Source organism: Sphingobium sp. TomTYG65, from assembly GCF_055395525.1.
Window position 1 is genome coordinate 2,198,544 of record NZ_AP027330.1, and the last position, 23,632, is coordinate 2,222,175.

Genomic DNA, 23,632 nt, shown 5'->3' on the forward strand with positions numbered 1-23,632 from the left:
GCTGGTGCTGAGACGAAAAGAATCCATTTCGGAGAGAAGTCGATCCGCCCCGGCGCTCGCGCCATTTCGGCGAAAGGCCGCACCATTATGGCGGCAGCGTCAGGCAAGCCCTTGTATTTCGTGGCGGCAACCGGGCCTCGAGCAACGCCCCGGCCGCACCATCTCCAATATGGAGGAGAGAGCAAGCGCAGGGCCCCGATATTGCGATAAGCTAAGAACAAAGCAGGGACAGGAGTTTAACAGGTGGAAATGGATCGTTCCGCGGCCGGCTTTGGCGCCAGGATGGAGGAAAGCTACGGAGTGAAGGATCAGCGACCGGGACTGCTCATCCTGGCGGACGATATTTTCCTCGATGATGTTGAAGGCCTAGCGCGCGCCGCTCAGTTCCGGCTGCTGGATGTCGTCAAGCTTGCGGATGCTTCCTTGCGGCTCGACATGCAGGTCGGCTGTGACGTTATACTTCTCTTCTGCGCCCAGTCGTCGACAATGCTCGAGCGGCTGCTGGTGCAGGTCGAGACGCTGGCGGTGCAGAATGACGTGCCTGTCATTCTGGTCGCGGGCACGGACACGGTCGATCTGGCCTTCGCCTGTGTCCGGAGCGACCGGACGCAATTGCTCTGCGCACCCGACCATACAGACCTGGCCGCAGCACTGCTGACCGCCGGAAGCGCAACGCCGCAGCGTGCTCTGCATGAGGTCAATCAGGAGAGCGAGGGCGTCCGGTTGCAGCAGTTGAGCGAAGAGGTCAGCCGTCTCGCGCGAACGTTGGAAGCGCTGACGTCGCGCCCACGCCCTGCCACGCCCTCTTTCGCGCTCGGTCCACGCATATCGGACCGCGCCAGCGACTATATCGGCATGCCGGCGGTAGAACCGATGGGCAGCAACCAGCCAGTGGCCGATGACGCGGCGCTCAGCGGAGCGCAGGTGAGAGATTTGTTACGGGCGCGGCGTCTGCGTGAGGAGTTCCTGCCTGGCGACCTGTTTGCCGATCCAGCCTGGGACATGCTGCTCGACCTGCTCGCCGCACGGCTTGAGCAGGAACGGGTTTCCGTGTCCAGCCTGTGCATCGCCTCAGCGGTGCCGCCGACCACTGCCCTGCGCTGGATTCGCACTCTGACCGACAAGGGGATTGTCGAGCGCCAGGCCGATCCGCACGATGGCCGCCGTGTCTTCATTGCTCTGGCCGACGAGACCGTCCAGTCGCTGACGCGTTGGTTCACGGCGAGCCGCCGCTTCCTTTGCGCTTAAGGTCATCATCAACGCTTGACCCGCGCGATGATTGGCCTAGATAGGCGCGCTCCGGCTGCGTCGGCAAGGATGCGGTATCGGGCGATTAGCTCAGTTGGTAGAGCGTCTCGTTTACACCGAGAATGTCGGCGGTTCGAGCCCGTCATCGCCCACCACCGCCCTTCTTGCGATGCCATGCCGCCGCTGCTAATCGAGCGCATCATGATCCAGCCGCCTGAAATCCTTCGAGTCACCAAGCCGCGCGTCTCCTGCGACGGTTCGGGCGACATTCCCGCCGCTCTCGGTCACCCACGCGTGTTCTTGGAAATCGACGAGCATGGCTATGTCGATTGCGGTTATTGCGACCGGCGCTTCGTGCTGATCGGTGGGACGGCTGACACGCCAGAGGTTGCAGGGCTGCCGGACATCGCCTCGGGCGCGAGCCTCTGAGCAGGCGCTGCCCCTTCGATTTTGATTGGGCTTGGGAAATGCCGCCCCTATATCGGACGGCATGACCGATATTGCTTCCCAGTTCACCGATGCACGCGGCCTTCTGTACCGGCCGGGCCTGCTTGATCCCGATGGCGCACGCCGCCTGACCGCCGACGCGCTCAAAAACTGCGACGACGGCGAACTCTATCTGCAATATCGGGCCAGCGAGAGCTTCGGTTTCGACGACGGGCGGCTGAAGACCGCCGACTATTCAACCGATGCGGGTTTCGGCCTTCGCGGCGTGTCGGGCGAGATGACGGGCTTTGCTCATGCCAATGACATCAGCGAAGCCGCGATCCGCCGCGCAGCGGAGACGCTGGCGCTGCTCGATCCGGCGAAGGGTCAGCCTGCCCCGCCGCCGCAGCATACCAATCGCCACCTCTATACGGACGCCAATCCGCTGGAGATCGTTCCCTTCGCTGAGAAGGTAACGCTCTGCGCCGCCATCGACGCCGCGGCACGGGCGCGTGACCCGCGCGTGGCGCAGGTGTCGGTCAGCCTGGCGGGCAGCTGGTCGGTGGTGGAGATTGTGCGGGCCGATGGCTTTACCGCGACGGACATAAGGCCGTTGGTGAGGCTCAACGTCTCGGTTATCCTGGAAGAAAATGGCCGCCGCGAAACCGGCGTGTTCGGCATTGGTGGACGTTATCTTTATGACCAGGTGATGGACCCCGCCATCTGGAACCGGGCGATCGACGAGGCGCTCGCTCAGGCGCGCGTCAATCTGCGCTCGGTAGCGGCGCCTGCGGGTGAAATGACCGTTTTGCTGGGGCCTGGTTGGCCGGGCGTGCTGGTCCATGAGGCGATAGGGCACGGTTTGGAGGGCGATTTCAACCGCAAGGGCACCAGCGCCTTTTCCGGGCGCATCGGCGAGCGGGTTGCCGCGCAAGGCGTTACGGTGGTGGATGACGGGTCGATCCTGAACCGGCGGGGATCGCTGTCCATCGATGATGAAGGCACGCCGACCAAGGAGAATGTGCTGATCGAGGACGGCATCCTCAAAGGCTATATGCAGGATCGCCTGAACGCCCGGCTTATGGGTGTGGAGCCGACCGGCAACGGCCGCCGGGAAAGCTATGCGCACGCACCCATGCCACGCATGACCAATACGTTCATCAAGGGGGGGCAGGACGATCCCGAAGAGCTGCTGTCCCGGATGAAGTCCGGCATCTTCGCCAAGAGCTTTGGCGGCGGTCAGGTCGATATCGTCTCGGGCAAGTTCGTCTTTTCCTGCACCGAAGCCTATAAGGTCGAGAATGGAAAGCTGGGCGAGCCGATCAAAGGCGCAACGCTGATCGGCGATGGCCCCACGGCGCTTACCAAAGTTGTCGGCATCGGCAATGACTGGGCCTTGGACGAGGGCATCGGCATGTGCGGCAAGGGTGGGCAGAGCGTGCCTGCAGGCGTGGGACAACCCACATTGCTCATCGAGGGCCTGACGGTCGGAGGAACGGCGACCTGAGGCGCGGCCGCCACGGGCCGAGGAACCAGAGTTCCGCAGCATCTTTATTTCTACATGAACATGCTGACGGACAGCCATGATGCCGTGACCGCCAATTGGGCTGCGGCTCTTCTGGACTTTTGGTTCAACAAGGTTGGCGAGCAGCGCTGGTGGGCACATGATCCCGAGCTCGACCAACAATGCGCCGTCCGCTTCAAAAGCCTATGGCAAGATAAGCAGGAGTTGCCTGCAGAAGCCTTTCTGGATCGTGCCGATGACGCTCTCGCGGCCGTGCTGCTGTTCGACCAACTGCCGCGCAACATGTTTCGCGGCACGGCCAACGCTTTCGCGACGGATGAACTCGCCAGGGCCGTGGCGCGCGGTGCAATCGCCCACGGTTACGATATTCAGATTGGTGGAGCCGGCCGCCGCTTTTTTTACATGCCATTCCAACACAGCGAGGATCTGAACGATCAGAAGCTGTCGCTGAATCTGTTCGAAGCGGCGGGCGATAGCCGCTCGCTCCAGTTCGCTCGCGAACATCATGCCGTGATCGAGCGGTTCGGCCGTTTCCCGCACCGGAATGCCGTGCTGGGTCGAAAGACCTTGCCTGAGGAAGAAGAGGCCGCTCGGCAGGCTGAGAGTTGGTAGGTAAGCTGCCCATTTTTTGGGCATGAGCGTCGCGCTGCCCAATTTTTTAGCGGGAAGCGCCACACCCTTTTCAGAAAAGCCCGAAATTAAGCCTTTCTGACAAATTGGCACGGCTCTTGCTGGATTGTCGCCGCACACCATTAACAGGGGGCGACATGAAACTTGTCATGGCTATCATCAAGCCGTTCAAGCTTGACGATGTCCGCGAGGCACTCTCCTCGCTCGGCATCGCTGGCATGACGGTGTCCGAGGTGAAGGGCTTCGGCCGCCAGAAGGGGCAAACCGAAATCTATCGGGGCGCTGAATATTCGACGAACATGGTTCCGAAAATCAAGATCGAGGTCGTGTGCGATGACGACCTCGCGCCGCGAGTGGTGGAAGCCACGCAGCAGGCTGCCAACTCCGGCGCAATCGGCGACGGCAAGATCTTCGTCCTCGATGTCGGTCAGGCCGTGCGCATCCGCACCGGCGAAACCGGCGAAACCGCGCTGTAAGAAGGGGGGAATAATGACCTTTTCCAAGAAGCTTTGCGGTGCGATGGGGGCGGCTGCGCTGACCCTGCTCGCAGCCGCGCCGGCGCTCGCCGCGCCGATCAAGGCGCCCGACGCCGCTGCGATGGCGGGCATGATGAACAAGGGCGACGTGGCGTGGATGCTGATCTCCGCCGCGCTGGTCCTTATGATGTCGATCCCGGGCCTCGCCCTCTTCTACGGCGGTCTGGTCCGCACGAAGAACATGCTGAGCATCCTCATGCAGGTGTTCACGATCGTTTCGGTGGCTGGTCTCGTCTGGACCTGCTGGGGCTATTCCATCGCCTTCACCTCAGGTGGCGACAACCATATTTTCGGTGGCCTTTCCAAGGCGTTCCTGATGGGCGTCGATGGCACGACATGGGCGGCGACGTTCAGCAACAACGTCTATCTGCCCGAATTCGTCTTCGTCGTCTTCCAGATGACCTTCGCCATGATCACTCCGGCGCTGATCGTCGGCGCCTTTGCGGAGCGCGTGAAGTTCTCGTCGCTGATCGTGTTCGTTGTGCTGTGGCTGACCTTCATCTACTTCCCGATGGCCCACATGGTCTGGTACTGGGCTGGCCCGGACTTCCTGGTCGATGCTCCGACCGATTACGGCCTGCTCTGGGGCTGGGGCGCACTCGACTTCGCGGGCGGCACCGTTGTCCACATCAACGCTGGTATCGCTGGCCTCGTCGGCGCCATCATGATCGGCAAGCGCGTCGGCTTCCCCAAGGAACCCATGCCTCCGCACTCGCTGACCATGACCATGATCGGCGCAAGCCTTCTGTGGGTCGGCTGGTTCGGTTTCAACGCCGGTTCCAACCTTGAAGCCAATGCCGTCACCGGCGTCGCCTTCATCAACACCATGGTCGCCACCTGCGCGGCGGCGGTGAGCTGGTCGCTGGTCGAACAGGTCCACCATGGCAAGGCTTCGCTGCTGGGTGCGGTCACCGGCGCAGTCGCTGGTCTGGTCGCCATCACTCCGGCTGCGGGCTTCGCAGCTCCGATGACCTCGATCGTCCTCGGCTTCCTCGTCTCGCCGATCTGCTACATCTTTGTGGCCTTCGTGAAGGGCAAGGTCGGCTATGACGACAGCCTGGACGTATTCGGCGTGCACTGCATCGGCGGCATCGTCGGCGCTATCGGCACCGGCATCGTCGCGGCCCCGTCGCTGGGCGGTCAGGGCGTGTTCGACTACACCGTCTTCCCGGCGGCCTTCCATCCGGAAGCTTACAGCATCCCGGGTCAGGTCTGGATCCAGTTCAAGGCGGTTGTCTTCACCCTGCTCTTCTCGGGCATCGGCAGCGCGATCCTCTACTTCATCATCGACAAGACCATGGGCCTGCGCCCGAGCGTCGACGCCGAGATGGAAGGTCTGGATCTCTCGAGCCACGGCGAACGCGCCTACAACTACTGAATTCGGCAGGGCGGGCCGCAAGGAACGGCCCGCCCGCCTCACCTTGTTCCTCCTGCGAACACGCCTGGGACCGGTACGAAAGTATCGGTCCTTTTTTTGTCAGCGTGCCGGACGAGTCCAAAGCTGCGGAGAGCGCGGTGCTGCAGCTGGCCAGCGCCAGGCGCGGCCGGGGACTTGCAAGCCTGCACGAACGACCCAGCCCAGCTTTTCCAGCTTGGGCGTGATGACACGGCGGTCCCAGGCATGTTCGCCCCGGCGAGCGACTTCGCGGGCTATGCCGCCATAGATGCCTGCCGCCGCCAACACTGCCCAGGCCGCACGCGGCGGCAGCGCGCCCGTGCCGTGGCGGGCGCTGTCCTCATAAGCGGCAGCCATGTCAGCGAGACGGCGGGCCAGGGTAGCGAGCCGTGGCCGCACCCAGGGCTTCATGTGCTCTCCAGGCGGGATATCCATTTCGACGAGCCATTCCTCTGGCAGATAACAGCGGTCGGCGGCTTCATCCTCACTGATGTCGCGCGCGATGTTGGCGAGTTGGAAGGCGAGGCCAAGGTCGCATGCGCGGTCGAGGGTCGCTTCGTCGTCCGGATCAACGCCCATCAGGACGGCCATCATGCAGCCGACCGCTCCGGCCACATGGTAGCAATAGCGCAGCATGTCCGCTTCGCTGCGGGGGCGCCAGTCGCGAGCGTCGAGGGCGAAACCTTCGAGCAGATCATGGGCGTAGCGGTCCGGAATGCGGCATTCGCGCATGACGAGGCCGAAGCCGTCGAAAGCCAGGTCGCCGGTCGGCTCACCCTGCAGCGCCGCATCCGTCAACAGGCGCATCGCCGAAAGCCGCGCCTGCCCATCGGCGACGCCCTGCATCGTGCCGCCATGATCCTGGCCATCGGCGATGTCGTCGCATTTGCGGCACCAGGCGTAGAGCAGCCAGGCGCTTTCCCGCGTTTGACGGTCGAACAGCTTGGAAGCCATGGCAAAGGATTTGGAACCCCGGGCGATGCTGTCGCGGGAGTGGGCTACCAATGTTGAACGGTCAGGATGAGTCACGCCTGGGACATGCCCTCCCCCGTCCTTTGCCGCAAGCGGCGCGGCGATCAGAGGCGATCCGCCTTCATGGCGAAGATCGGCTCATGCGGCTGATATGCTGCCATCTGGTCGAGCAAAGGCTCGATCGCATCTGCGTGTATGAGGATGTTGGCATGCTGTGGGCGTATGAAGCCAGCACCGATCATATGCTGGTTGAAGGCGATGAGCTGGTCGTAAAAGCCCGCGACGTTGAGCAGACCGACAGGCTTCGAATGATAGCCGAGTTGCGCCCAGCTGATCGCCTCCCACAACTCGTCCATCGTCCCGACACCGCCGGGCAGCGTCACGAAGCCGTCGGACAGGTCGGTGAATAGCGCCTTGCGCTGGTGCATGGTCTGGACGACGCGAAGTTCGGTGCAGCCGCGATGCGCTACTTCGGCGCTGACCAGCGCCTCCGGGATGACGCCGACCACTTCGCCCCCTGCCTCCAGCGCCGCATCGGCGACCGCGCCCATCAGGCCGAGCCGCCCGCCGCCATAGACGATGCCGATGCCCCGCTGCGCGAGGCTACGGCCAACATGCCGCGCCGCTTCGACATATACGGGGTCCGCGGGCAAGGCGGAGCCGCAATAGACGGCAAGGCGCTTCACAGGAGGTCTTCCAGCATCAGCGCGGCCGTGGCCTTCGCGCTGCCGACGACGCCCGGGATGCCCGCGCCCGGATGCGTACCCGCTCCTACGAGATAGAGGTTGGGGATCACATCGTCGCGATTATGGGCGCGGAACCACGCGCTTTGCGTCAACAACGGTTCGAGGCTGAAGGCGCTGCCGAGATGGGCGGAAAGGTCATGTTGAAAATCAGGCGGCGCATAATGGAACTGCGTCACGATACGCGAACGGATGTCAGGGATCAGCCGGTGCTGAATCTCGTCGAGGATGCGTTCGGCAAAGACGGGGCCGAACTGCTTCCAGTCGATCGGCAGCTTGCCCATATGGGGCACCGGCGCAAGGGCGTAGAAAGTGGAATGACCGTCTGGCGCCATAGACGGGTCGGTGACCGTCGGGTGGTGCAGATATAACGAGAAGTCCTGCGGCAGCACGCCATGATCATAGATGTCGGTCAGCAAGCCGCCATAGCGGGGGCCGAACAGGATCATGTGATGCGGTATGCCGGGCCAACTGCCCTTGATGCCGAAATGCAGCACGAAGAGGCTGGGCGACCAGCGCTTGCGGGCGAGTTTATCGGCCTGCTTCTGCCCACGCGGATGATGGCCGATGAGGTCGCGATAGCTGTGCATGAGATCGGCATTGGTCGCGATCGCATCCGCCTCCCCTCGCCAGCCCGAGGCGGTCGATACGGCAACGGCGCGATCGCCATGGGTTTCGATCCGTACCACCGGATCGGCAAGGCGCAAAGTGCCGCCGAGCCGCTCGAAATGGGTCGCCATGCCCTGCACGAGACGGTTGGTGCCGCCCTTGGCGAACCAGACGCCGCCATCCTTTTCCAGCTTGTGGATGAGGGCATAAATGGCGCTGGTCTGCATCGGGTTGCCGCCGACCAGCAGGGTGTGAAAGGACAAAGCCTGCCGGAGCCGCTCATCCTTCACATAGGAAGAGACGACCGAATAGACCGAACGCCATGCCTGATGCTTGGCGAGGGCAGGGGCGGCGCGGACCATCGACGCGAAATCAAGGAAGGCCACGGAGCCGAGCTTGCGATAACCCTCTTCATAAACGCCTTCCGAATAATCGAGGAAGCGCTGATAGCCCGCAACATCCTGCGGATTGAGCTTGGCGATCTGGGCGCGAAGGGCGTTTTCATCGTTCGAATAATCGAAATTGGTGCCGTCGCGCCAGTTCAGCCGATAGAAGGGAGTGACCGGCACCAGGCTGACATCCTCCGCCATGTCATGACCGGACAAGCGCCACAGTTCAGCAAGGCAGTCCGGGTCCGTGACGACGGTTGGACCGGCATCGAAGACGAAGCCGTCCTTTTCCCACATATAAGCTCGGCCGCCGGGGCGGTCGCGCGCTTCGACCAGGGTTGTCTCAACGCCCGCGGATTGAAGGCGGATGGCGAGGGCGAGGCCGCCGAAGCCCGCCCCTATGACGATCGCTTTACGGTTCATCAGGCGGAGGGGCTCAACAGTGCGCGCATGGCGCTCCTTATGGGCACGGGGGGACGACCGCACAAGATGCGGATGCGGTCCGCCCATGTTGACCGGCCTGCGTAGAAGCGGCCGATGAGGTTCGGGCTGAGGCGGTAGAAGCGGTCGAAGATGCGCCAGCGCTGGTCCGGCTGGGCCGCTCGGAAGAGCATTTTGCCGAGCAAGCGATAATAGCCGCCAGCGCGCCAATGCGCCGCTGCGCGGTCGCGGGTGGCGGCGGCGAGGCCGTCGAGCGGCTGATCCACCAGCCAGAGGGCGGTGGCGACAGCGTCGGGCAGCGAATAGCCGGTCATGGGGTGGAACAATGCGGCGCGGACGCCTGCGCGGGCAACCCGGTCTTCCACCGGCCAGAAGCGGTTGAAGTCACCGCCATGGACGACGGGCAGGACGCCGCTTTCCTGATGAACGACCTCTTCAACCCGCCACTCCTGCCCGGCCGCATAGGCTGCGATGCGATCGGCGAGGGCTGGGACGTCGAGGGCTGCGTTGTTGCTGTAATAGGTATCCTCGACGAACACGGTGCGGTCATCGAAAGGGAGAAGATAGACGAAGCGGTAGCCGTCGACCTGATCGACATTGGCATCCATGATGACGGGGCGTTCCAAACCGTGAGGATGCGCCAGGCGAAGGGCTTGCCCCACAAACTTCTGCCAGCCACATTCGAGCGCTGAAAGATCGCCGCCGCCGCGGGCGTCAATGACCGCGTGGACGCGGATTTCCCTCGCGCCGGACAGGGTGACCTGATTGGGGCTGGCCCCGGTGATTTCAGCGTTGAGGAGGAGGCGATCGCCAAGGGTCGCGCGGGCATGGGCGTCAAGCTGAGCCGAAGCGATGCTGTTGTAGGCCGCGTTCAGGGTGCGGCGATAAGTGGGGAAGCGGACTTCGTGACCTTGGGGCCAGCGGTGAGTGACGAGGGGGTCGATCAGCCAGCGGTCGGCGGGGTTGATGTCGCTGTCGAAGAATGACCAGAGATGATTGCCGCCAAGAACCCCGCCCTGCTCGATCAGCAGCAGGTTGATGTCGGGGCGGAGGCGGGTAAAGGCGAGCGCGATCAGACTGCCAGCCAGGCCGCCGCCGAGGATCGCGAGGTCGCAGTGGAAGCTCTGAGCCATCCCTTCTGTTAGGCAGGTGGAGGGACGGCGGGAAGGGATTTAATGAATGAAGTGGCGAGTTAAACGGATTTGACGGAAACAAGCACATAGCATAGGGGGGTATCCTATGCATGTGGTCGAAAATCGGGACAAGCTGCTGGCGCGGGTGCGGCGGATTGCGGGGCAGGTCGGCGCGATCGAGCGGCAATTGGCCGGCGAGGCAGGCTGTTCGGAAACGTTGCAGCTGGTGGCGTCCGTGCGTGGCGCGGTCGGCAGCCTGATGGAAGAGCTGATCGAACAGCATATGCGCGATCATGTGGCCCGCCCCGGCCTGACAGACAGGGAGCGGGAGGCAGCGGCGGAAGAAATGCTGGCGCTGATCCGGCGGTACGGAAAATGAGCATGCACGACCATCATCATCCTCATGCGTTGGCCCAGATCGATCCCGACGCAGACGAAGAGCAGCATTATTTCGACCATATTTACCTCAGCGCAGGGCATGACCAGAATGCCAAGCGGACGCTGTGGGTCGTGTGGTTGACCGCTGCGACTATGGTGGTGGAAATCGCGTTCGGATGGATCACCGGATCGATGGCGCTGCTGGCGGACGGGTTCCACATGGCGACCCATGCAGGCGCGCTGGCGGTGGCGGCCGCCGCCTATGGCTATGCCAAGCGTCACGCGCGCAACCCGCGTTTCACCTTTGGAACGGGCAAGGTTGGCGACTTGTCGGGCTTTGCCTCCGCCCTGCTGCTCGGCGTGACCGCGCTGTTCATCCTGGTCGAATCCGTGCTGCGCTTTTTCGAGCCGGTGTCGGTGAAGTTCGGCGAGGCGACGCTGGTCGCGATCATCGGCCTTGCCATCAACCTGATCAGCGCGATGCTGCTGGGGCATGATCATAGCCATGACCATCATGGGCATGGGCATGGGCATGGGCACGACCATCATCATGAGCATGATCACGCGCATGAACACGGCCCCAAACATGGCCATGCCGACAATAATCTGCGCGCCGCCTATGTGCATGTGCTGACCGACGCATTGACGTCCGTGCTGGCGATCGCGGCGCTGCTCGCGGGGCGCTATATGGGCTGGTGGTGGCTCGACCCGGCAGTCGGGATTTTGGGATCGGTAGTGATCGCACGCTGGGCCTGGGGGCTGATGAAGGATACGGCGTCCATCCTGCTCGACACGGCCGAACCGGCACTGATGAAGCGGATCAAAGGGCTGGTGGAGGCGGAGGGCGGCACGATCCGCGATCTGCATGTCTGGCGGATCGGCCCGCATGCGCATGCGGCGATCATCAGCCTTGCTCCGGGCGACGATGTTGCAAGGGTGCGCCAGCGAGTCCGCGCGCTGCCCCGGATGGAGCATGTGACGGTGGAGTGCGGCTGACCGCCTCAAAAGGCTGATGAAATGGCGCTTTCCTGAACGCGAGCCAATAAGAACGTTCAGGAAGCGCTCATCGCGCGCGGCTCATATCGATCCCCATAAGGATCAGTGGAGGCACGCCATGTTGAGCAAATTCATCATCTCCCTTTCAGTCGCCAGCGCCGCGCTGGCGGGCGTCACCGCCGCGCCCGCCTCTGCGCAGAGCAACTATCGCTACACGGAGCGCTATGAGGGCGACGACGGCAGCTATTATCGCAGCGAAAGCTATGAGCGCGAGGATCGCGACTATGATCGCGGCTACCGTTATCGCGATTATGACCGGCGGCCGGTGGAGTATCGCGAATATCGCGAGGAACATTATCGCGATGCCCCCCGCCCCTATCGTGCGCGCGCCTATAGCGACCGCTGCACTTCGGGCACGACCGGCGCTGTCGTTGGCGGCGTGCTGGGCGGCCTGCTGGGCCGCGAGATCGGGCGCGGCGGACGCTGGAACCGGCCGAGCACGACCGGCCTGATTCTGGGCGCGGGCGCGGGTGCGCTGGCGGGCCGTGAGATTGAGCGTGGGGATTGCCGGTAAGGTCTTCGCAGTTTCGAGTGATGTGGAGCGGCGCTTGGCGGAAGCTGGGCGCCGTTCTTTTCGTAAATGCAGAACCGGATGCGGCGGGAATGGGTGGAAAAGCGGCCGCAAATTAGGGGAGAGCGTAACTGACCGTTGACTGAGCGATAAGCCGTTCTTCGCTGCCTTGCCAAAGCCTGACATCGACGGATGCGAGCCGTCGACCCAGCTTTAAAAGCCGCGCATCGGCGAAAATGGGTTTGAAGTCGCAACCGCGCAGAAAGGTAATGGAAAGCGAGTTGGTAACCGCCATCGCCTCTGGTCCGTGGTGAGCAGCGATGACAGCATATGCGGCTACATCCACCAACCCCATTAAAGTAGGACCCGAAACGATGTTGCCGGGCCTCATCATCGAGGCATCAGGATCGAGCCGCATCCGCAGATGGTTTAGCTCCAAACTCACCACTGTCCCCAGTTGGGCGCGCGCGGAAGCGGGGAAAGCCTCATCGAGAAAATTCGAAACCTGATCCTGCGAGAGGCGCAGTTGTGGCACAGATGTTAATCGATCCATGCGCTGGCTCTTACTGTATGCCGGTCAGGTCCGCTATTGGCCGTTTGCAGGCCGCTCGCGCTCCGACTTTATCCGGGGATATGGCTGCTGAAGTTTTCAGCGCAGTCGAGAAGAACAGCGGAATCCCGGATCAAGTCCGGGATGACGGAGTGAAAAGATCCGGCTGGGGTTTTTCGAGAAGGTCACAGCGCCTGCCCTGCCGCCGCGCCGCTGGCCCAGGCCCATTGGAAATTATAGCCGCCCAGCCAACCCGTCACATCGACCGCTTCGCCGATCGCGTAGAGGCCGGGAACGCGGCGGGCTTCCATTGTTTGGGAGGAGAGTTCGGCGGTGGAGATGCCGCCGATGGTGACTTCGGCCTTGGCGAAGCCTTCCGTGCCGTTGGGCGTGAAGGACCAGGCGGCGAGGCGGCGTTCCGCTTCCTCCAGCTTGCGGTCGGGGATATTGCCGAGGTCGCCGGGGAGCGCGAGGCGTTCGGCAAGGGCGTCGGCGAGGCGATCGGGGAGATGGGCGCGGAGGATGGCCGCTACCGATGCGCGGGGCTTGGTACGCTTGGCTTGCGTCAGCCAATTGCTCGCGGCGTCGGGAAGGAAGTCGAGGCTGATGCTGCCGCCATGACGCCAATAGGAGGAGATTTGCAGGATCGCGGGGCCGGAGAAGCCGCGATGGGTGAGGAGCGCGGCTTCACGGAAGGCCGTCTTGCCGTGGCGGGCTATGACGGGGGTGGAGACGCCGGACAGGGAGCGGAAGAGCAGATCTTCGCCGCCCAGCGTCAGCGGGACCAGCGCCGGGCGGGGCTCGACGATCTTGAGGCCGAACTGGCGGGCGAGGTCATAGGCAAAGCCCGTGGCGCCGATCTTCGGGATGGCGGGGCCCCCGGTGGCGATCACCAGCGCCGGGGCGCTCGCTGTCCGGTCGCCATGCGTGACGGTGAAGCGGCCATCGGCATGGGTGACGGCGGTGATGCTATGGCTGAGGCGGATGGTGACGCCGCCCGCTTCGCACTCGGCGAGCAGCATGGCGACGATCTGGCGCGCGGACTGATCGCAGAAGAGCTGGCCCAGCGTCTTTTCATGCCAGGCGATGCCGTGACGCTCGACAAGGGCGAGGAAATCCTGCGGCGTGTAGCGGCCCAGCGCCGATTTGGCGAAATGGGGATTGGCCGAGAGATAACGGTCGGGCGCGGTATGGATGTTGGTGAAGTTGCAGCGGCCGCCGCCGGAGATCAGGATCTTCTTTCCCGCCTCTTCGGCATGGTCGATGACCAGGATGCGCTTGCCGCGCTGGCCAGCGGTCGCCCCGCACATGAGGCCAGCGCCGCCAGCGCCCAGGACGATGGCGTCATAAGGATCAGATGGTGCGGGCATCAGCCTGCGGAGAGCGCGTCCATGATCTGGCGGACGGGGGTGAGGTCATAGCCAGCCGCTTCCGCCTTTTCGGTGAGCATGGCGGGATGGTCGCCCGCTCGGGCGCGGGTGAGGGCCCAGAGGAGCGTGCTGCGCGTGCCGGAGCGGCAATAGGCGAGGACCTTGCCCTCCCCCGCTTGGCCGAGCGCAGCGGCCATGCCATCGAGCTGCCAGGGAGCAAAGCCGCCATGGGCGACGGGGACGGCGGCATAGGCGAGACCGGCAGCCTTGGCGGCGGCTTCGATCTGCGCGCCGTTGGTCTGGCCGGGTTCCTCATCATCGGGACGGTTGTTGATGATGACTGTCACGCCCAGCGCCTTGGCTTCCTCAACCTGATCGACGCTGATCTGGGGGGAGACATAGAGATTGGGGGTGAGTTGGCGGAACATGGGCGGGAACTCCTTCTTGGAGGATGCCATGCGCTTGTGGGGGGCGGGATTCAAGGGGGTTGGGGTTTTTGGCGCGCAGAGGGGCGGAGGCGCCTTAGGGGTGGGGCTGATTGTCGAATGGAGGGAGGGCGTAGCGCGAATATTCAGTTTGCCTTCGGTAGGCTGTAAAGCGGCCTGGGCATCCTATCCTTTCCGCTCTGCGCCTCCGCGTGACCCTCTGCGATCTCTGCGCGTACAAAATCTCCCGTCAGAGAAAGGGCCGGATGGCAGCCAGGAAGGCGTCACCATAGGCGTCGAGCTTGCGCTGGCCGATGCCGCTGATGTGGCCGAGTTCCGCGAGGCTGGTGGGACGCTGTTCGGCCATTTCGCGCAGGGTGGAATCATGGAAGATCACATAGGGCGGCACGCCCTGCTCCTGCGCCAGTTCGCGACGGCAGGCGCGCAGGGCGTCGAACAGCGGATCGCCGACGGGATTTTCGGCGCTGCCGTTCCGGGCACTGCGGCGGCGGCGCTCCCTGCGTGGGGGGAGGACTAGGCTGACTTCTTCCTCGCCCCGGAGGATCGGACGTGCGTTGGGGCCGAGTTCCAGGCCGCCATGTTCGTTAGTTTGCAAAGCATCTTTTACGAGAAGAGCGCGGGAAACGGGGCGCAGCAGCGTGGTCTCCTCACCAGCGACGATGCCATAGACGGAGATCTTGTCATGGCCGCGCTCGCGGATGCGGTCGGTGACGGCGCCCGTCAGCACCTGTTCGATATGGCCGGTGCCGAAGCTCTGCCCGGTGCGATAGACGGCGGACAGATATTTGCGGGCAGTTTCCGTGGCGTCGATGCTGGCGGGCGGGTTGAGGCAATTGTCGCAATTGCCGCAGGTCGCTGGCGGATTCTCTCCGAAGTGGCGGAGCAGGATGGCGCGGCGGCAGGTGCCGGTTTCCACAAGGCCGCCGAGCGCGGTGATGCGGGTGCGCTCGCCCTGCTGGCGCGTGGGATCGAGTTCGGCGATGCGCTGGCGCGCGCGGGCGAAATCATCGGCGCCCCAGAAGAGATGGGCCTCGGCCGGTTCGCCGTCGCGGCCCGCGCGGCCGGATTCCTGATAATAGCCCTCGATCGATTTGGGCAGCGCAGCGTGGGCGACGAAGCGGACATCGGGCTTGTCGATACCCATGCCGAAGGCGATGGTGGCGACCATCACCATATCCTCGCTGGCGATGAAGGCGGCCTGATTGGCGGCGCGAACGGCGGGGTCGAGCCCGGCATGATAGGCGCGGGTCGGGCGGCCAGTGCGGGTGAGGGTTTCGGCCAGCTTCTCGGTCGCGGCGCGAGTGGGCGCATAGACGATGCCGGGGCCCTCACGCGCGGCGATCAGGTCGGATAGCTGACGCGGCAGGCCGTCGCGGGGGTGGACGGCGTAGCGGATGTTTGGCCGGTCGAAGCCGGCGATGATCATGCCGTCATGCGGGATGCCGAGCTGAACGAGGATATCCTCGCGTGTGTGGTGATCGGCGGTGGCGGTGAGGGCGAGGCGCGGGACGTCCGGAAATTCGTCCAGCAAGGGGCGGAGCAGGCGGTAGTCGGGGCGGAAATCATGGCCCCATTCGGAAACGCAATGGGCTTCGTCTATGGCGAAGAGGGCGATCTTCGTGCTGCGCAGGAGGTTGCGGAACCCTTCGCCGCTGGCACGCTCCGGCGCGACATAGAGGAGGTCCAGGTCGCCGTTGCGCAAGCGCTCCTGTGTCTCGCGCCAATCCGCGTCCACGCTGGTGAGGCTGGCGGCGCGGATGCCCACCGCCTGCGCCGCGCGGAGTTGGTCGTGCATGAGCGCAATGAGCGGCGAGATGACGACGCAGCAGCCTTCAAGCGCAACAGCGGGGAGCTGGTAGCAGAGCGACTTGCCAGCACCGGTGGGCATGATGGCAAGCGTCGGCTGGCCCGCCATGATGCGGCCGACGACCTGTTCCTGCACGCCACGGAAGGCCGGGAAGCCGAAGATGTCGTGGAGGAGAGTGGGGATGTCGGGGCGCATCTCAGTCCAGCGGATCGAGCAGGCAGCCCCAGCCCTTGCGATAACGGGCGGTGCGGGAGGCGAGGAGCGGGACGCTGGCTTCGACGCTGCGCGATTCGGGGTCGTCCGAGAGGGTGACCAGCGCCATGCCGGGTTCCTTGTCGCTCTTGCAACTGTCCATTGAACGCCCCTCCACATAGCGGCAGGAGCAGGTCACGCGCGCGCCGAACCCCGCGCCGACGGCCGCGCGGGCGCGCAGCGCCGTCCAGTTCCAGGCGAGCAGCAGGACCAGCAGGGCCGCCACGGCTGCGAGCGCATAAATCCATTTCGGGCGGCCTGACATGCTCCCCTTTCCAATGAGCCGTGCTAAGGCCGCGGCTTATGAAGCTCGAGCGGAAAAGCGTAAAGCAGATTGGCGCGGCGGTCGCCATTTTGTCACTGATGGGAGCCGGGGCGCTCGCCGTGCGGGCGGCCGATCCGGAGCCGCGCTATCATGTGGCAGCGGATGCGGGGGTCGATGACGCGGATTTACGCGCGGCGATCGATCCGCTGTTCGATGGCGACGAGGATGTGGGCGATACAAGGGCGCTGATCGTCATGCGGCGGGGCGAGATCGTCGCGGAACGCTACGCGCCGGGATTCGGGCCGGAAACGAAGCTGCTGGGCTGGTCGATCGGCAAAAGCGTGACGGCGGTGCTGGTAGGGCTGATGGTCGCGGACGGACGACTGGCGCTCGATTCGCCGGTGCCGGTCGCCGCCTGGAGCCAGCCGGGCGATCCGCGCGGTAGGATCACGCTGCGGCAATTGCTCGCCATGACGTCAGGGCTGGACCATGTCGAGGATGAGGAGCCGTTGGCGCAGGCCGATACGGTGCGCATGCTGTTCACCGATGGCGCGCAGGACATGAGCGCCTTTGCCGAGGCCAAGCCGCTGGCCCATGCGCCGGGATCGCATTTCTCCTATTCTACGGGCAGCACATTGATCCTCTCGGATCTGATGGCGCGGATGCTGACGAACAGCGCCGATCCCGATGCGCGGCGGCGGGCGATGCAGACTTTCATCGACGGGCGGCTGAAAATCCCGGCGGGCTTGAAGAGCCTGACGGCGGAATATGACGCGGCGGGCACGATGATCGGCGGCGGGTTCCTGCATATGACGGCGCGGGACTATGCGCGCTTCGGCGAGTTGCTGCGCAACCATGGGCGCGGGCCGAACGGGCATCAGATCGTGCCGGAAAAGTGGATCGACTTCATGCGCACGCCTTCGCGGCGGAACCCCGCCTATGGCGCGCATCTGTGGCTGAACCGGGATAGCGAGGACAATCCCCTGATGCCCGGCGATGCGCCACAGAGCCTGTTCGGCTGCGTCGGGCATGACGGACAATATATTCTGGTGTCGCCCGGACAGGGGCTGACCGTGGTGCGGATCGGCATGTCGCCGGACAAAGAGCAGCGCGCGGCGTTGAAGCGGGGACTTGCGAAGCTGATGCGGTTGTTCCCGGCTTAGATCGCGGCATGGTTCACGCGAGGCGCGCAATGCGCTGAATGAATGTGCGACTTCTCAGCGTGTCGGCGTGAATTGGTGATGCGCGCAGAGGGCGCAGAGTTCAGGATAGGTGCGATAAATCTCCGTTGGCTCTGCGAACTCTGCGCGCGGATCGAGATATTCGCTGCGCGGGCTGCCCAGTCCTTACAGCAAAAACTGTCCTTCGATCACGGTGCGGCATGCCCCGGTGAGGATCACGCGGTCGCCTTCCAGATGGCAGCCGAGGCGGCCGCCGCGCGTGGACGCCTGGACGGCGCTGAGCTTCGTCTTGCCGAGACGCTGCGCCCAGAAGGGAGTGAGCAGGCAATGGGCCGAGCCGGTGACGGGGTCTTCATCCACGCCGCCGCCGGGCACGAAGACGCGGCTGATGATGTCGCTGTCCTCGCCCGGGGCGGTGGCGATCAGCATCACGTCGCCGAGCGCCTTGAGCGCGGCAAAGTCAGGCTTCAGCGCGCGGACCGCGGCGGCATCGGAGAAGAGGAAGAGGCTGTATCCGCCATCGCGCCAATGGGATCCGACAGGTGCGCCACCCAGCCCTGCGGCAAGGTTCGGCAACGGGCGCGGCTCCATGTCCCAGGCAGGGAGCGAAAGAGCGTAGCCGTCGCGATCGCGGGTAACGGTGAGAACACCAGCCTGACGGGTGCGGAAGCGCACGGCGGTCCGGCCGCCCATCAGCACATGACCGCTCGCCAGGGTAGCATGGCCGCAGAGCTTCACCTCCACGGCCGGGGTGAACCAGCGCAGGGCATAGTCCGCCTCGGGATCATCAGGCGTCGGCACGGTGAAGGCGGTTTCGGAGAGGTTGTTTTCCTCTGCGATCGCCTGAAGCGTGGCATCGTCGAGCCAGCGCCCTAGCGGCATCACGGCGGCGGGATTGCCGGTGAAAGGGGCGTCGGCAAAGGCGTCAACTTGGGTGAAGGGGAGGCTGGTCATGAGGCTTTCCTTAGGGAGTGGCGTCATGATGGCGTTTCATTGTGCAACTGGATAGGGCCGGTGGGATGGGATTGGTCTGATTATGCCGCCTCATCAACTCGCGAGGCTCCGTCATTCCAGCGAAAGCTGGAATCTCCTTGAGACGGCTGTGCTTGGATTGAGATCCCAGCTTTCGCTGGGATGACGATGTCCGAGGCGTTCGGCTTCATCGGGACAAACGAAAATGGGCCAGCCACATTATATGGCTGGCCCGTGTTCGCGGCTTAAGGGGACGTTTTGACCGTCAATTCATGCTCAGCATGATGACGCTCCCCAGGCTTACGCACTGCCGCTCGCCCTCCCGCGGGCGATCGATGGGAAGGATATTAACGTAGATTGCGCGAGTCGTCTCGCCTGAATTACGCGTTTACCGGCAAATCGGCTCGTTTCAGCCTGTTAGTCGCCGCCGCATTGGGCGCGATGGAGCAATTTCTGATCGGCGAGGACCAGAGCCATCATCGCTTCGACAACGGGCACCCCACGGATACCGACGCAGGGATCGTGACGACCCTTGGTGATGATGTCGGAGGCATCGCCTTCGCGCGTGACCGTCTCTACCGGGATCAGGATCGAACTAGTCGGTTTGAAGGCGACGCGCAGCTTGACGGGCTGGCCGGTGGAAATGCCACCAGCGATGCCGCCAGCATGGTTGGCGAGGAAGACGGGATTGCCGTCATTGCCGGGCCGCATGGGATCGGCATTATCCTCGCCGCGCAGGCGGGCTGCGGCAAAACCGTCGCCGATCTCCACGCCCTTGACCGCATTGATGCTCATCATCGCGGCGGCGAGTTCGCTGTCGAGCTTGGCGTAGAGCGGCGCGCCCCAGCCGGCAGGCACGCCACTTGCCACGCATTCCACGACCGCGCCGAGCGAGGAGCCGTCCTTGCGCGCGCTGTCGACCAGTTCTTCCCAGCGCTTCGCGGCTTCCGGATCGGGGCAGAAGAAGGGGTTGTTTTCGATCTCGCTCGCGTCGAAACGGGCATAGTCGATCGCGTCGCCGCCGATCTCGCTGACATAGGCGAAGATATCGACTTCAGGGATCACGAGACGCGCGACGGCCCCAGCAGCAACGCGGCTGGCGGTTTCGCGTGCGGAGGAACGACCGCCGCCGCGATAGTCGCGAAAACCATATTTGGCGTCGTAGGCATAGTCGGCATGGCCGGGCCGGTAGGCCTTGGCGACGTCCGAATAATCCTTCGACCGCTGGTCTGTATTTTCGATCATCAGGCTGATCGGGGTCCCGGTGGTGCGGCCTTCGAACACGCCGGAAAGGATGCGCACCTCGTCCGGTTCGCGACGTTGCGTCGTGAATTTGGATGTGCCGGGCTTACGCTTGTCGAGGAAGGGCTGGATGTCGGCTTCGCTGATCGGCAGGCCGGGAGGGCAACCGTCGACAACAGCGCCGATCGCCGGGCCATGGCTTTCGCCCCAGGTGGAGAAGCGGAATACGCGGCCGAATGTGTTGAAGCTCATGCTCCCCTCTCTCCTTGGGAGAGGGAGGGGCACAAGCCAAAGGCTTGGGAGGGTGAGGGGCGGTTGCGCACCACGGCCATGATCTCTTCCAACACTCCGTCGATATTCGTCATCACATCGGCATTGGCGAAGCGGATGACGTGAAAGCCTTTGCTGGCCAGATATGCCGTGCGCCGCTCATCTGCAATGCTGCTCTGGGCATGGGTATCGCCGTCGATCTCGATCACCAGGCGGAGTTCGAGGGCGACCAAGTCGGCGATGAAGGGACCGAGCCAGACCTGTCGGCGGAATTTGATGCCGCGATGCTGACGGTTGCGGAGTTCGGCCCAGAGACGCTTTTCGGGTTCGGTCTGGTTCCGGCGGAGGGCGCGGGCTCGGCTAAGGCGTGTTTCCGCGCTGGGCGTTCTCATTTCCCCTCACCCTCCCGTCGTTTTGCGACGGGCCCCTCCCTCTCCCCGGGGGGGAGAGGGGTTGGTTTGCTCAGCCTTTGTCCAGCGCGATATCGGGGGCGTCTTCGGCCTTCATGCCGATGACATTGTAGCCCGCATCGACATGATGGATTTCGCCGGTCACGCCGGAAGCCAGGTCGGAAAGGAGGTAGAGGCCCGCGCCGCCCACATCCTCGATCGTCACGTTGCGGCGCAGCGGGCTGTTCAGTTCGTTCCACTTCATGATGTAGCGGAAGTCGCCGATGCCGCTGGCAGCCAGCGTCTTGATGGGTCCCGCCGAGATCGCGTTGACGCGGATATTTTCGGGACCCAGGTCCATCGCCAGATATTTGACGCTGGTTTCCAGCGCGGCCTTGGCGACGCCCATGACGTTATAATGCGGGATGACCTTTTCCGCGCCATAGTAGGACAGCGTCAGCAGGCTGCCTCCTTCGGCCATCAGTTCGCGCGCGCGCTTGGCGACGGCGACGAAGCTGTAGGCCGAGATGTTCATCGTCATCAGGAAGTTTTCGAGGCTGGTGTCGACATATTTGCCGCGCAGTTCATTCTTGTCCGAAAAGCCGATGGCGTGGACGACGAAGTCGAGCTTGCCCCAGCGCGCCTTCACCTCGTCAAAGGCCGCGTCCAGCTTCGCCATGTCCGACACGTCGCAATCGAGCAGGAAGTCCGAGCCCAGTTCTTCGGCCAGGGGACGGACGCGCTTTGCCAGTGCGTCGCCCTGGTAGGAAAAGGCCAGCTCCGCCCCCTGCGCGCGCAACGCCTTGGAAATCCCCCATGCCAGCGACTTGTCATTAGCCAGGCCCATGATGAGCCCCCGCTTCCCCGCCATCAGACCCGTCATTCTACCGTCCCATTCCCTTTGCTGTTCGCCGCGGCCTGCTCCAGTTCCTCTTCGGGAAATTCAGCAAGCGCCGCATTGAGTTCCGCGCCAATTACCACGCCGAGGCCGACGAGGAAGAAAAAAATGAGCGTGATCATCACGCCGGCCAGGCTGCCATAGGTGCGGTCATAGCCCCCGAGCAGCGACAGGGTGGGCGGCAGCAACATCGTGACGCCATACCACCAGAGCGAAGTCGCCACCGCGCCGGGCCATTTGGGGAAACGTTTGTCCTTATAGGCGCGGGGGGTGAGCGAGAAATAAAGATAGTAGAGGGCGAAGCAGAGGATCACCATCGGCACTGCCCGGGTGAGCGCGACGACCTGGATCGCTTCATCGGCAAAGGGCAGGATCTGATGCAGAAACTGGTCAATGCCGGTGATGGCGACCTGCAGCGAGAAGGCGAACATCACCGCAAAGACGCTGACCAGCGTGATCCCGATAGCGGTCAGGCGGTAATGCCAGAAAGACCTTGTGCTCTTGGTCCCATAGGCGCGGCGCAGGATGTCGCGGATCGTTTCGATAAGGCTCCCGACGGTCCACAGTCCGACAAGGCCGCCTAGCCAGAGCAGCGGGCCGGTCCGGGCGGTCAGAACATCGATGATCGGCTGCTTCACCACCGAGGCGACGCCAGGCGGGACGGTTTCCAGAAAGGCGCCGACCGCCGCCAGTCCATCCTGCGAACGGCCGAAAATGCTCGCCACCGCCGCCGCGACGATGAAGAAGGGGAAGAGCGTCATCAGCGAGAGATAGGCAAGATTGCCCGCATGGATGAAGCCGTCATTATAGGTGCCGACAGCCACGCGCTTCATGATTTCAAAGGCGTGGCTGCCGGGGCGAACCTTGGCGATGTGACGATTGATGTGGGCTCTGGCGTCTTGCGCTATCCGCTTGCGGCGGGATTCAGGCGAATAGGGCGAAGGGGTCGGCATGCAGTCTCCTCGATCGCCCTAACGCGCTAGACGCCCAGATGGGCGCGGACGGCGCGGCTGTCATGCCAGCTTTCGACCAGCGACTTGATCGCCGGATCATCGGCAGGGACGTCGATCATCAGGCGCACCATCTGGTCGCCGCGCTCGCCCCCCTTGTGCGTGAAGCCCTTGCCGCGCAGCCGCAGCATCTTGCCCGAAGTCGCCCCTGCCGGAATGCCGAGCATGACCGGGCCGTCGACGGTAGGCACCTTCACCTTGCCGCCCTTCACGGCTTCGTCGAGGGTGATAGGCAAGTCGAGCAGCACATTGTCGCCGTCGCGGGTGAAGAAAGGGTGCGGCTTTACCTCGATCGTGACGATGGCGTCCCCTGCCCCGGCGGGTCCGGCCTGACCCTTGCCCGACAGGCGCATCTGCGTGCCGGTTTCGACCCCCGCGGGGAGTTTCAGGTCGATCGTCTTGCCGTCCTGCAGCGTGATGCGCTGCGGGGCCAAGGTAGCGGCATCGACGAAGCTGACGGCGAGGCGGTAGGAGACGTTCGCGCCCTTTTGTGGCGGGGCGCCGCGTCCGAAGCCGCCGAAACCGCCGCCCCCACGCCGCGCACCGCCCCCGCCGAACAATCCTTCGAAAATATCGCCGAAATCCGCGCCCTCATTAAACTCGAAGCCGCCGCCTGCGCCGGGACGACCGCGAAAGCCGCCGCCATTGCCGCCAAAGCCGAAGGGCGCGGTAGGATTGCCGTCGCCGTCGATCTCACCCCGGTCGAAGCGGGCGCGCTTGTCCTTGTCTGACAGCAGATCATAAGCGCTCGAAACGGCGGAAAAACGCTCCGCCGCATTGGGATTGTCCTGGTTCCGGTCAGGATGCAGCTCCTTGGCGAGCTTGCGGTAGGCCGACTTGATCTCTGCCTCGCTCGCGCCGCGCGCGACACCCAGGGTGGAGTAGGGATCCGCCATTGCCGAATATATATCCTTGTTCGTGAGAAACCTGTTTGCGCCATATGTGGCGAAAGCGTCACGATCCTTCAAGCGGCCTAGCCATCGACAT

Annotated in this window: 25 protein-coding genes and 1 tRNA gene; 11 read left to right on the plus strand and 15 right to left on the minus strand. The window is 63.9% G+C overall.

Annotated features, from left to right (window positions below; genetic code table 11):
- The first annotated feature begins 249 nt into the window (after positions 1-249).
- From ACZ5Y5_RS10855 to ACZ5Y5_RS10885, 7 genes are all read left to right on the plus strand, one after another.
- On the plus strand, positions 250-1,248 hold the full coding sequence (locus ACZ5Y5_RS10855; RefSeq protein WP_464808642.1) for a winged helix DNA-binding protein: 999 nt from the start codon (positions 250-252) through the stop codon (positions 1,246-1,248).
- 79 nt (positions 1,249-1,327) lie between these two features.
- Positions 1,328-1,403: transfer RNA gene (locus tag ACZ5Y5_RS10860), tRNA-Val, on the plus strand.
- A gap of 19 nt (positions 1,404-1,422) precedes the next feature.
- The gene (locus ACZ5Y5_RS10865; protein ID WP_464808643.1) at positions 1,423-1,677 is read left to right on the plus strand and encodes a zinc-finger domain-containing protein; all 255 of its coding nucleotides are present in this window, start codon (positions 1,423-1,425) and stop codon (positions 1,675-1,677) included.
- Positions 1,678-1,738: 61 nt separating this feature from the next.
- A complete protein-coding gene (gene tldD / locus ACZ5Y5_RS10870) occupies positions 1,739-3,181 on the plus strand; it encodes a metalloprotease TldD (RefSeq protein WP_464808644.1) in 1,443 nt (480 codons plus the stop codon).
- Between the two features lie 54 nt (positions 3,182-3,235).
- Positions 3,236-3,811, plus strand: coding sequence for a DUF924 family protein (locus ACZ5Y5_RS10875; protein ID WP_464808645.1), 576 nt, complete (start codon positions 3,236-3,238; stop codon positions 3,809-3,811).
- A 155-nt stretch (positions 3,812-3,966) separates the two neighbouring features.
- Positions 3,967-4,305: a P-II family nitrogen regulator gene (locus tag ACZ5Y5_RS10880; protein WP_037462870.1), complete on the plus strand. Its 339-nt coding sequence runs from the start codon at positions 3,967-3,969 to the stop codon at positions 4,303-4,305.
- Positions 4,306-4,318: 13 nt separating this feature from the next.
- Positions 4,319-5,743, plus strand: a complete 1,425-nt coding sequence (locus ACZ5Y5_RS10885) for an ammonium transporter (protein WP_464808646.1) — start codon at positions 4,319-4,321, stop codon at positions 5,741-5,743.
- A gap of 99 nt (positions 5,744-5,842) precedes the next feature.
- On the opposite strand, the gene ACZ5Y5_RS10890 is transcribed toward ACZ5Y5_RS10885, so the two are convergent.
- The 4 genes from ACZ5Y5_RS10890 to crtY all read right to left on the minus strand — a co-directional run bounded on the left by ACZ5Y5_RS10890 (position 5,843) and on the right by crtY (position 10,048).
- Positions 5,843-6,766, minus strand: a complete 924-nt coding sequence (locus ACZ5Y5_RS10890) for a phytoene/squalene synthase family protein (RefSeq protein ID WP_464810527.1) — start codon at positions 6,764-6,766, stop codon at positions 5,843-5,845.
- Between the two features lie 71 nt (positions 6,767-6,837).
- Positions 6,838-7,419, minus strand: a complete 582-nt coding sequence (locus ACZ5Y5_RS10895; RefSeq protein ID WP_464808647.1) for an LOG family protein — start codon at positions 7,417-7,419, stop codon at positions 6,838-6,840.
- Entirely contained in the window at positions 7,416-8,897 is a 1,482-nt protein-coding gene (locus ACZ5Y5_RS10900) for a phytoene desaturase (protein ID WP_464808648.1), read from the minus strand. The genes ACZ5Y5_RS10895 and ACZ5Y5_RS10900 overlap by 4 nt, the downstream gene beginning before the upstream one ends.
- Positions 8,897-10,048 (minus strand): lycopene beta-cyclase CrtY, encoded by a 1,152-nt coding sequence (crtY, locus tag ACZ5Y5_RS10905; protein ID WP_464808649.1) that lies wholly within the window; start codon positions 10,046-10,048, stop codon positions 8,897-8,899. Before crtY ends, ACZ5Y5_RS10900 begins: the two co-directional genes overlap by 1 nt.
- A gap of 106 nt (positions 10,049-10,154) precedes the next feature.
- Between crtY and ACZ5Y5_RS10910 the strand changes: the two genes are divergently transcribed.
- From ACZ5Y5_RS10910 to ACZ5Y5_RS10920, 3 genes are all read left to right on the plus strand, one after another.
- Complete coding sequence (locus ACZ5Y5_RS10910) at positions 10,155-10,427, plus strand: metal/formaldehyde-sensitive transcriptional repressor (protein WP_464808650.1); 273 nt, start codon at positions 10,155-10,157, stop codon at positions 10,425-10,427.
- Positions 10,424-11,422 (plus strand): CDF family Co(II)/Ni(II) efflux transporter DmeF, encoded by a 999-nt coding sequence (gene dmeF / locus ACZ5Y5_RS10915; RefSeq protein ID WP_464808651.1) that lies wholly within the window; start codon positions 10,424-10,426, stop codon positions 11,420-11,422. Before ACZ5Y5_RS10910 ends, dmeF begins: the two co-directional genes overlap by 4 nt.
- 118 nt (positions 11,423-11,540) lie before the next feature.
- A complete protein-coding gene (locus ACZ5Y5_RS10920; RefSeq protein WP_464808652.1) occupies positions 11,541-11,996 on the plus strand; it encodes a glycine zipper 2TM domain-containing protein in 456 nt (151 codons plus the stop codon).
- 112 nt (positions 11,997-12,108) lie between these two features.
- On the opposite strand, the gene ACZ5Y5_RS10925 is transcribed toward ACZ5Y5_RS10920, so the two are convergent.
- The 5 genes from ACZ5Y5_RS10925 to ACZ5Y5_RS10945 form a co-directional block, all read right to left on the minus strand.
- Complete coding sequence (locus ACZ5Y5_RS10925; protein ID WP_464808653.1) at positions 12,109-12,546, minus strand: PaaI family thioesterase; 438 nt, start codon at positions 12,544-12,546, stop codon at positions 12,109-12,111.
- 182 nt (positions 12,547-12,728) lie between these two features.
- Positions 12,729-13,913 (minus strand): BaiN/RdsA family NAD(P)/FAD-dependent oxidoreductase, encoded by a 1,185-nt coding sequence (locus ACZ5Y5_RS10930; protein WP_464808654.1) that lies wholly within the window; start codon positions 13,911-13,913, stop codon positions 12,729-12,731.
- Positions 13,913-14,341, minus strand: a complete 429-nt coding sequence (locus ACZ5Y5_RS10935) for a TIGR01244 family sulfur transferase (RefSeq protein WP_464808655.1) — start codon at positions 14,339-14,341, stop codon at positions 13,913-13,915. The genes ACZ5Y5_RS10930 and ACZ5Y5_RS10935 overlap by 1 nt, the downstream gene beginning before the upstream one ends.
- A 247-nt stretch (positions 14,342-14,588) precedes the next feature.
- A complete protein-coding gene (gene recQ, locus ACZ5Y5_RS10940) occupies positions 14,589-16,361 on the minus strand; it encodes a DNA helicase RecQ (RefSeq protein WP_464808656.1) in 1,773 nt (590 codons plus the stop codon).
- Position 16,362: 1 nt separating this feature from the next.
- A complete protein-coding gene (locus ACZ5Y5_RS10945; RefSeq protein ID WP_464808657.1) occupies positions 16,363-16,683 on the minus strand; it encodes a hypothetical protein in 321 nt (106 codons plus the stop codon).
- 38 nt (positions 16,684-16,721) lie between these two features.
- Here ACZ5Y5_RS10945 and ACZ5Y5_RS10950 point away from each other — a divergent pair, with 38 nt between their 5' ends.
- The gene (locus ACZ5Y5_RS10950; RefSeq protein WP_464808658.1) at positions 16,722-17,846 is read left to right on the plus strand and encodes a serine hydrolase domain-containing protein; all 1,125 of its coding nucleotides are present in this window, start codon (positions 16,722-16,724) and stop codon (positions 17,844-17,846) included.
- Positions 17,847-18,029: 183 nt separating this feature from the next.
- On the opposite strand, the gene ACZ5Y5_RS10955 is transcribed toward ACZ5Y5_RS10950, so the two are convergent.
- The 6 genes from ACZ5Y5_RS10955 to ACZ5Y5_RS10980 form a co-directional block, all read right to left on the minus strand.
- Positions 18,030-18,818, minus strand: a complete 789-nt coding sequence (locus ACZ5Y5_RS10955) for a PhzF family phenazine biosynthesis protein (protein WP_464808659.1) — start codon at positions 18,816-18,818, stop codon at positions 18,030-18,032.
- A gap of 435 nt (positions 18,819-19,253) precedes the next feature.
- Positions 19,254-20,330 carry a chorismate synthase gene (gene aroC, locus ACZ5Y5_RS10960; RefSeq protein WP_464808660.1) on the minus strand — a complete coding sequence of 359 codons (1,077 nt, stop codon included), beginning with the start codon at positions 20,328-20,330 and terminating at the stop codon, positions 19,254-19,256.
- Positions 20,327-20,740 (minus strand): endonuclease domain-containing protein, encoded by a 414-nt coding sequence (locus tag ACZ5Y5_RS10965; protein WP_464808661.1) that lies wholly within the window; start codon positions 20,738-20,740, stop codon positions 20,327-20,329. Before ACZ5Y5_RS10965 ends, aroC begins: the two co-directional genes overlap by 4 nt.
- 70 nt (positions 20,741-20,810) lie before the next feature.
- Positions 20,811-21,620, minus strand: a complete 810-nt coding sequence (fabI, locus tag ACZ5Y5_RS10970) for an enoyl-ACP reductase FabI (protein WP_464808662.1) — start codon at positions 21,618-21,620, stop codon at positions 20,811-20,813.
- Positions 21,617-22,588, minus strand: a complete 972-nt coding sequence (locus ACZ5Y5_RS10975) for a YihY/virulence factor BrkB family protein (protein ID WP_464808663.1) — start codon at positions 22,586-22,588, stop codon at positions 21,617-21,619. The genes fabI and ACZ5Y5_RS10975 overlap by 4 nt, the downstream gene beginning before the upstream one ends.
- A gap of 26 nt (positions 22,589-22,614) precedes the next feature.
- Positions 22,615-23,541, minus strand: a complete 927-nt coding sequence (locus ACZ5Y5_RS10980) for a DnaJ C-terminal domain-containing protein (RefSeq protein ID WP_464808664.1) — start codon at positions 23,539-23,541, stop codon at positions 22,615-22,617.
- Between the last annotated feature and the right edge of the window lie 91 nt (positions 23,542-23,632).

Bases quoted from the DNA above. Each gene is read 5' to 3' on its own strand.
- ACZ5Y5_RS10955 (WP_464808659.1), bottom strand. From the start codon at position 18,818: ATGACCAGCCTCCCCTTCACCCAAGTTGACGCCTTTGCCGACGCCCCT.
- recQ (WP_464808656.1), bottom strand. From the start codon at position 16,361: ATGCGCCCCGACATCCCCACTCTCCTCCACGACATCTTCGGCTTCCCG.
- ACZ5Y5_RS10930 (WP_464808654.1), bottom strand. From the start codon at position 13,913: ATGCCCGCACCATCTGATCCTTATGACGCCATCGTCCTGGGCGCTGGC.
- ACZ5Y5_RS10965 (WP_464808661.1), bottom strand. From the start codon at position 20,740: ATGAGAACGCCCAGCGCGGAAACACGCCTTAGCCGAGCCCGCGCCCTC.
- ACZ5Y5_RS10975 (WP_464808663.1), bottom strand. From the start codon at position 22,588: ATGCCGACCCCTTCGCCCTATTCGCCTGAATCCCGCCGCAAGCGGATA.
- crtY (WP_464808649.1), bottom strand. From the start codon at position 10,048: ATGGCTCAGAGCTTCCACTGCGACCTCGCGATCCTCGGCGGCGGCCTG.
- ACZ5Y5_RS10925 (WP_464808653.1), bottom strand. From the start codon at position 12,546: ATGGATCGATTAACATCTGTGCCACAACTGCGCCTCTCGCAGGATCAG.
- ACZ5Y5_RS10920 (WP_464808652.1), top strand. From the start codon at position 11,541: ATGTTGAGCAAATTCATCATCTCCCTTTCAGTCGCCAGCGCCGCGCTG.
- ACZ5Y5_RS10875 (WP_464808645.1), top strand. From the start codon at position 3,236: ATGAACATGCTGACGGACAGCCATGATGCCGTGACCGCCAATTGGGCT.
- ACZ5Y5_RS10880 (WP_037462870.1), top strand. From the start codon at position 3,967: ATGAAACTTGTCATGGCTATCATCAAGCCGTTCAAGCTTGACGATGTC.
- tldD (WP_464808644.1), top strand. From the start codon at position 1,739: ATGACCGATATTGCTTCCCAGTTCACCGATGCACGCGGCCTTCTGTAC.
- ACZ5Y5_RS10945 (WP_464808657.1), bottom strand. From the start codon at position 16,683: ATGTCAGGCCGCCCGAAATGGATTTATGCGCTCGCAGCCGTGGCGGCC.
- ACZ5Y5_RS10980 (WP_464808664.1), bottom strand. From the start codon at position 23,541: ATGGCGGATCCCTACTCCACCCTGGGTGTCGCGCGCGGCGCGAGCGAG.
- dmeF (WP_464808651.1), top strand. From the start codon at position 10,424: ATGAGCATGCACGACCATCATCATCCTCATGCGTTGGCCCAGATCGAT.
- aroC (WP_464808660.1), bottom strand. From the start codon at position 20,330: ATGAGCTTCAACACATTCGGCCGCGTATTCCGCTTCTCCACCTGGGGC.
- ACZ5Y5_RS10855 (WP_464808642.1), top strand. From the start codon at position 250: ATGGATCGTTCCGCGGCCGGCTTTGGCGCCAGGATGGAGGAAAGCTAC.
- ACZ5Y5_RS10885 (WP_464808646.1), top strand. From the start codon at position 4,319: ATGACCTTTTCCAAGAAGCTTTGCGGTGCGATGGGGGCGGCTGCGCTG.
- ACZ5Y5_RS10950 (WP_464808658.1), top strand. From the start codon at position 16,722: ATGAAGCTCGAGCGGAAAAGCGTAAAGCAGATTGGCGCGGCGGTCGCC.
- ACZ5Y5_RS10910 (WP_464808650.1), top strand. From the start codon at position 10,155: ATGCATGTGGTCGAAAATCGGGACAAGCTGCTGGCGCGGGTGCGGCGG.
- ACZ5Y5_RS10900 (WP_464808648.1), bottom strand. From the start codon at position 8,897: ATGAACCGTAAAGCGATCGTCATAGGGGCGGGCTTCGGCGGCCTCGCC.
- fabI (WP_464808662.1), bottom strand. From the start codon at position 21,620: ATGACGGGTCTGATGGCGGGGAAGCGGGGGCTCATCATGGGCCTGGCT.
- ACZ5Y5_RS10935 (WP_464808655.1), bottom strand. From the start codon at position 14,341: ATGTTCCGCCAACTCACCCCCAATCTCTATGTCTCCCCCCAGATCAGC.
- ACZ5Y5_RS10865 (WP_464808643.1), top strand. From the start codon at position 1,423: ATGCCGCCGCTGCTAATCGAGCGCATCATGATCCAGCCGCCTGAAATC.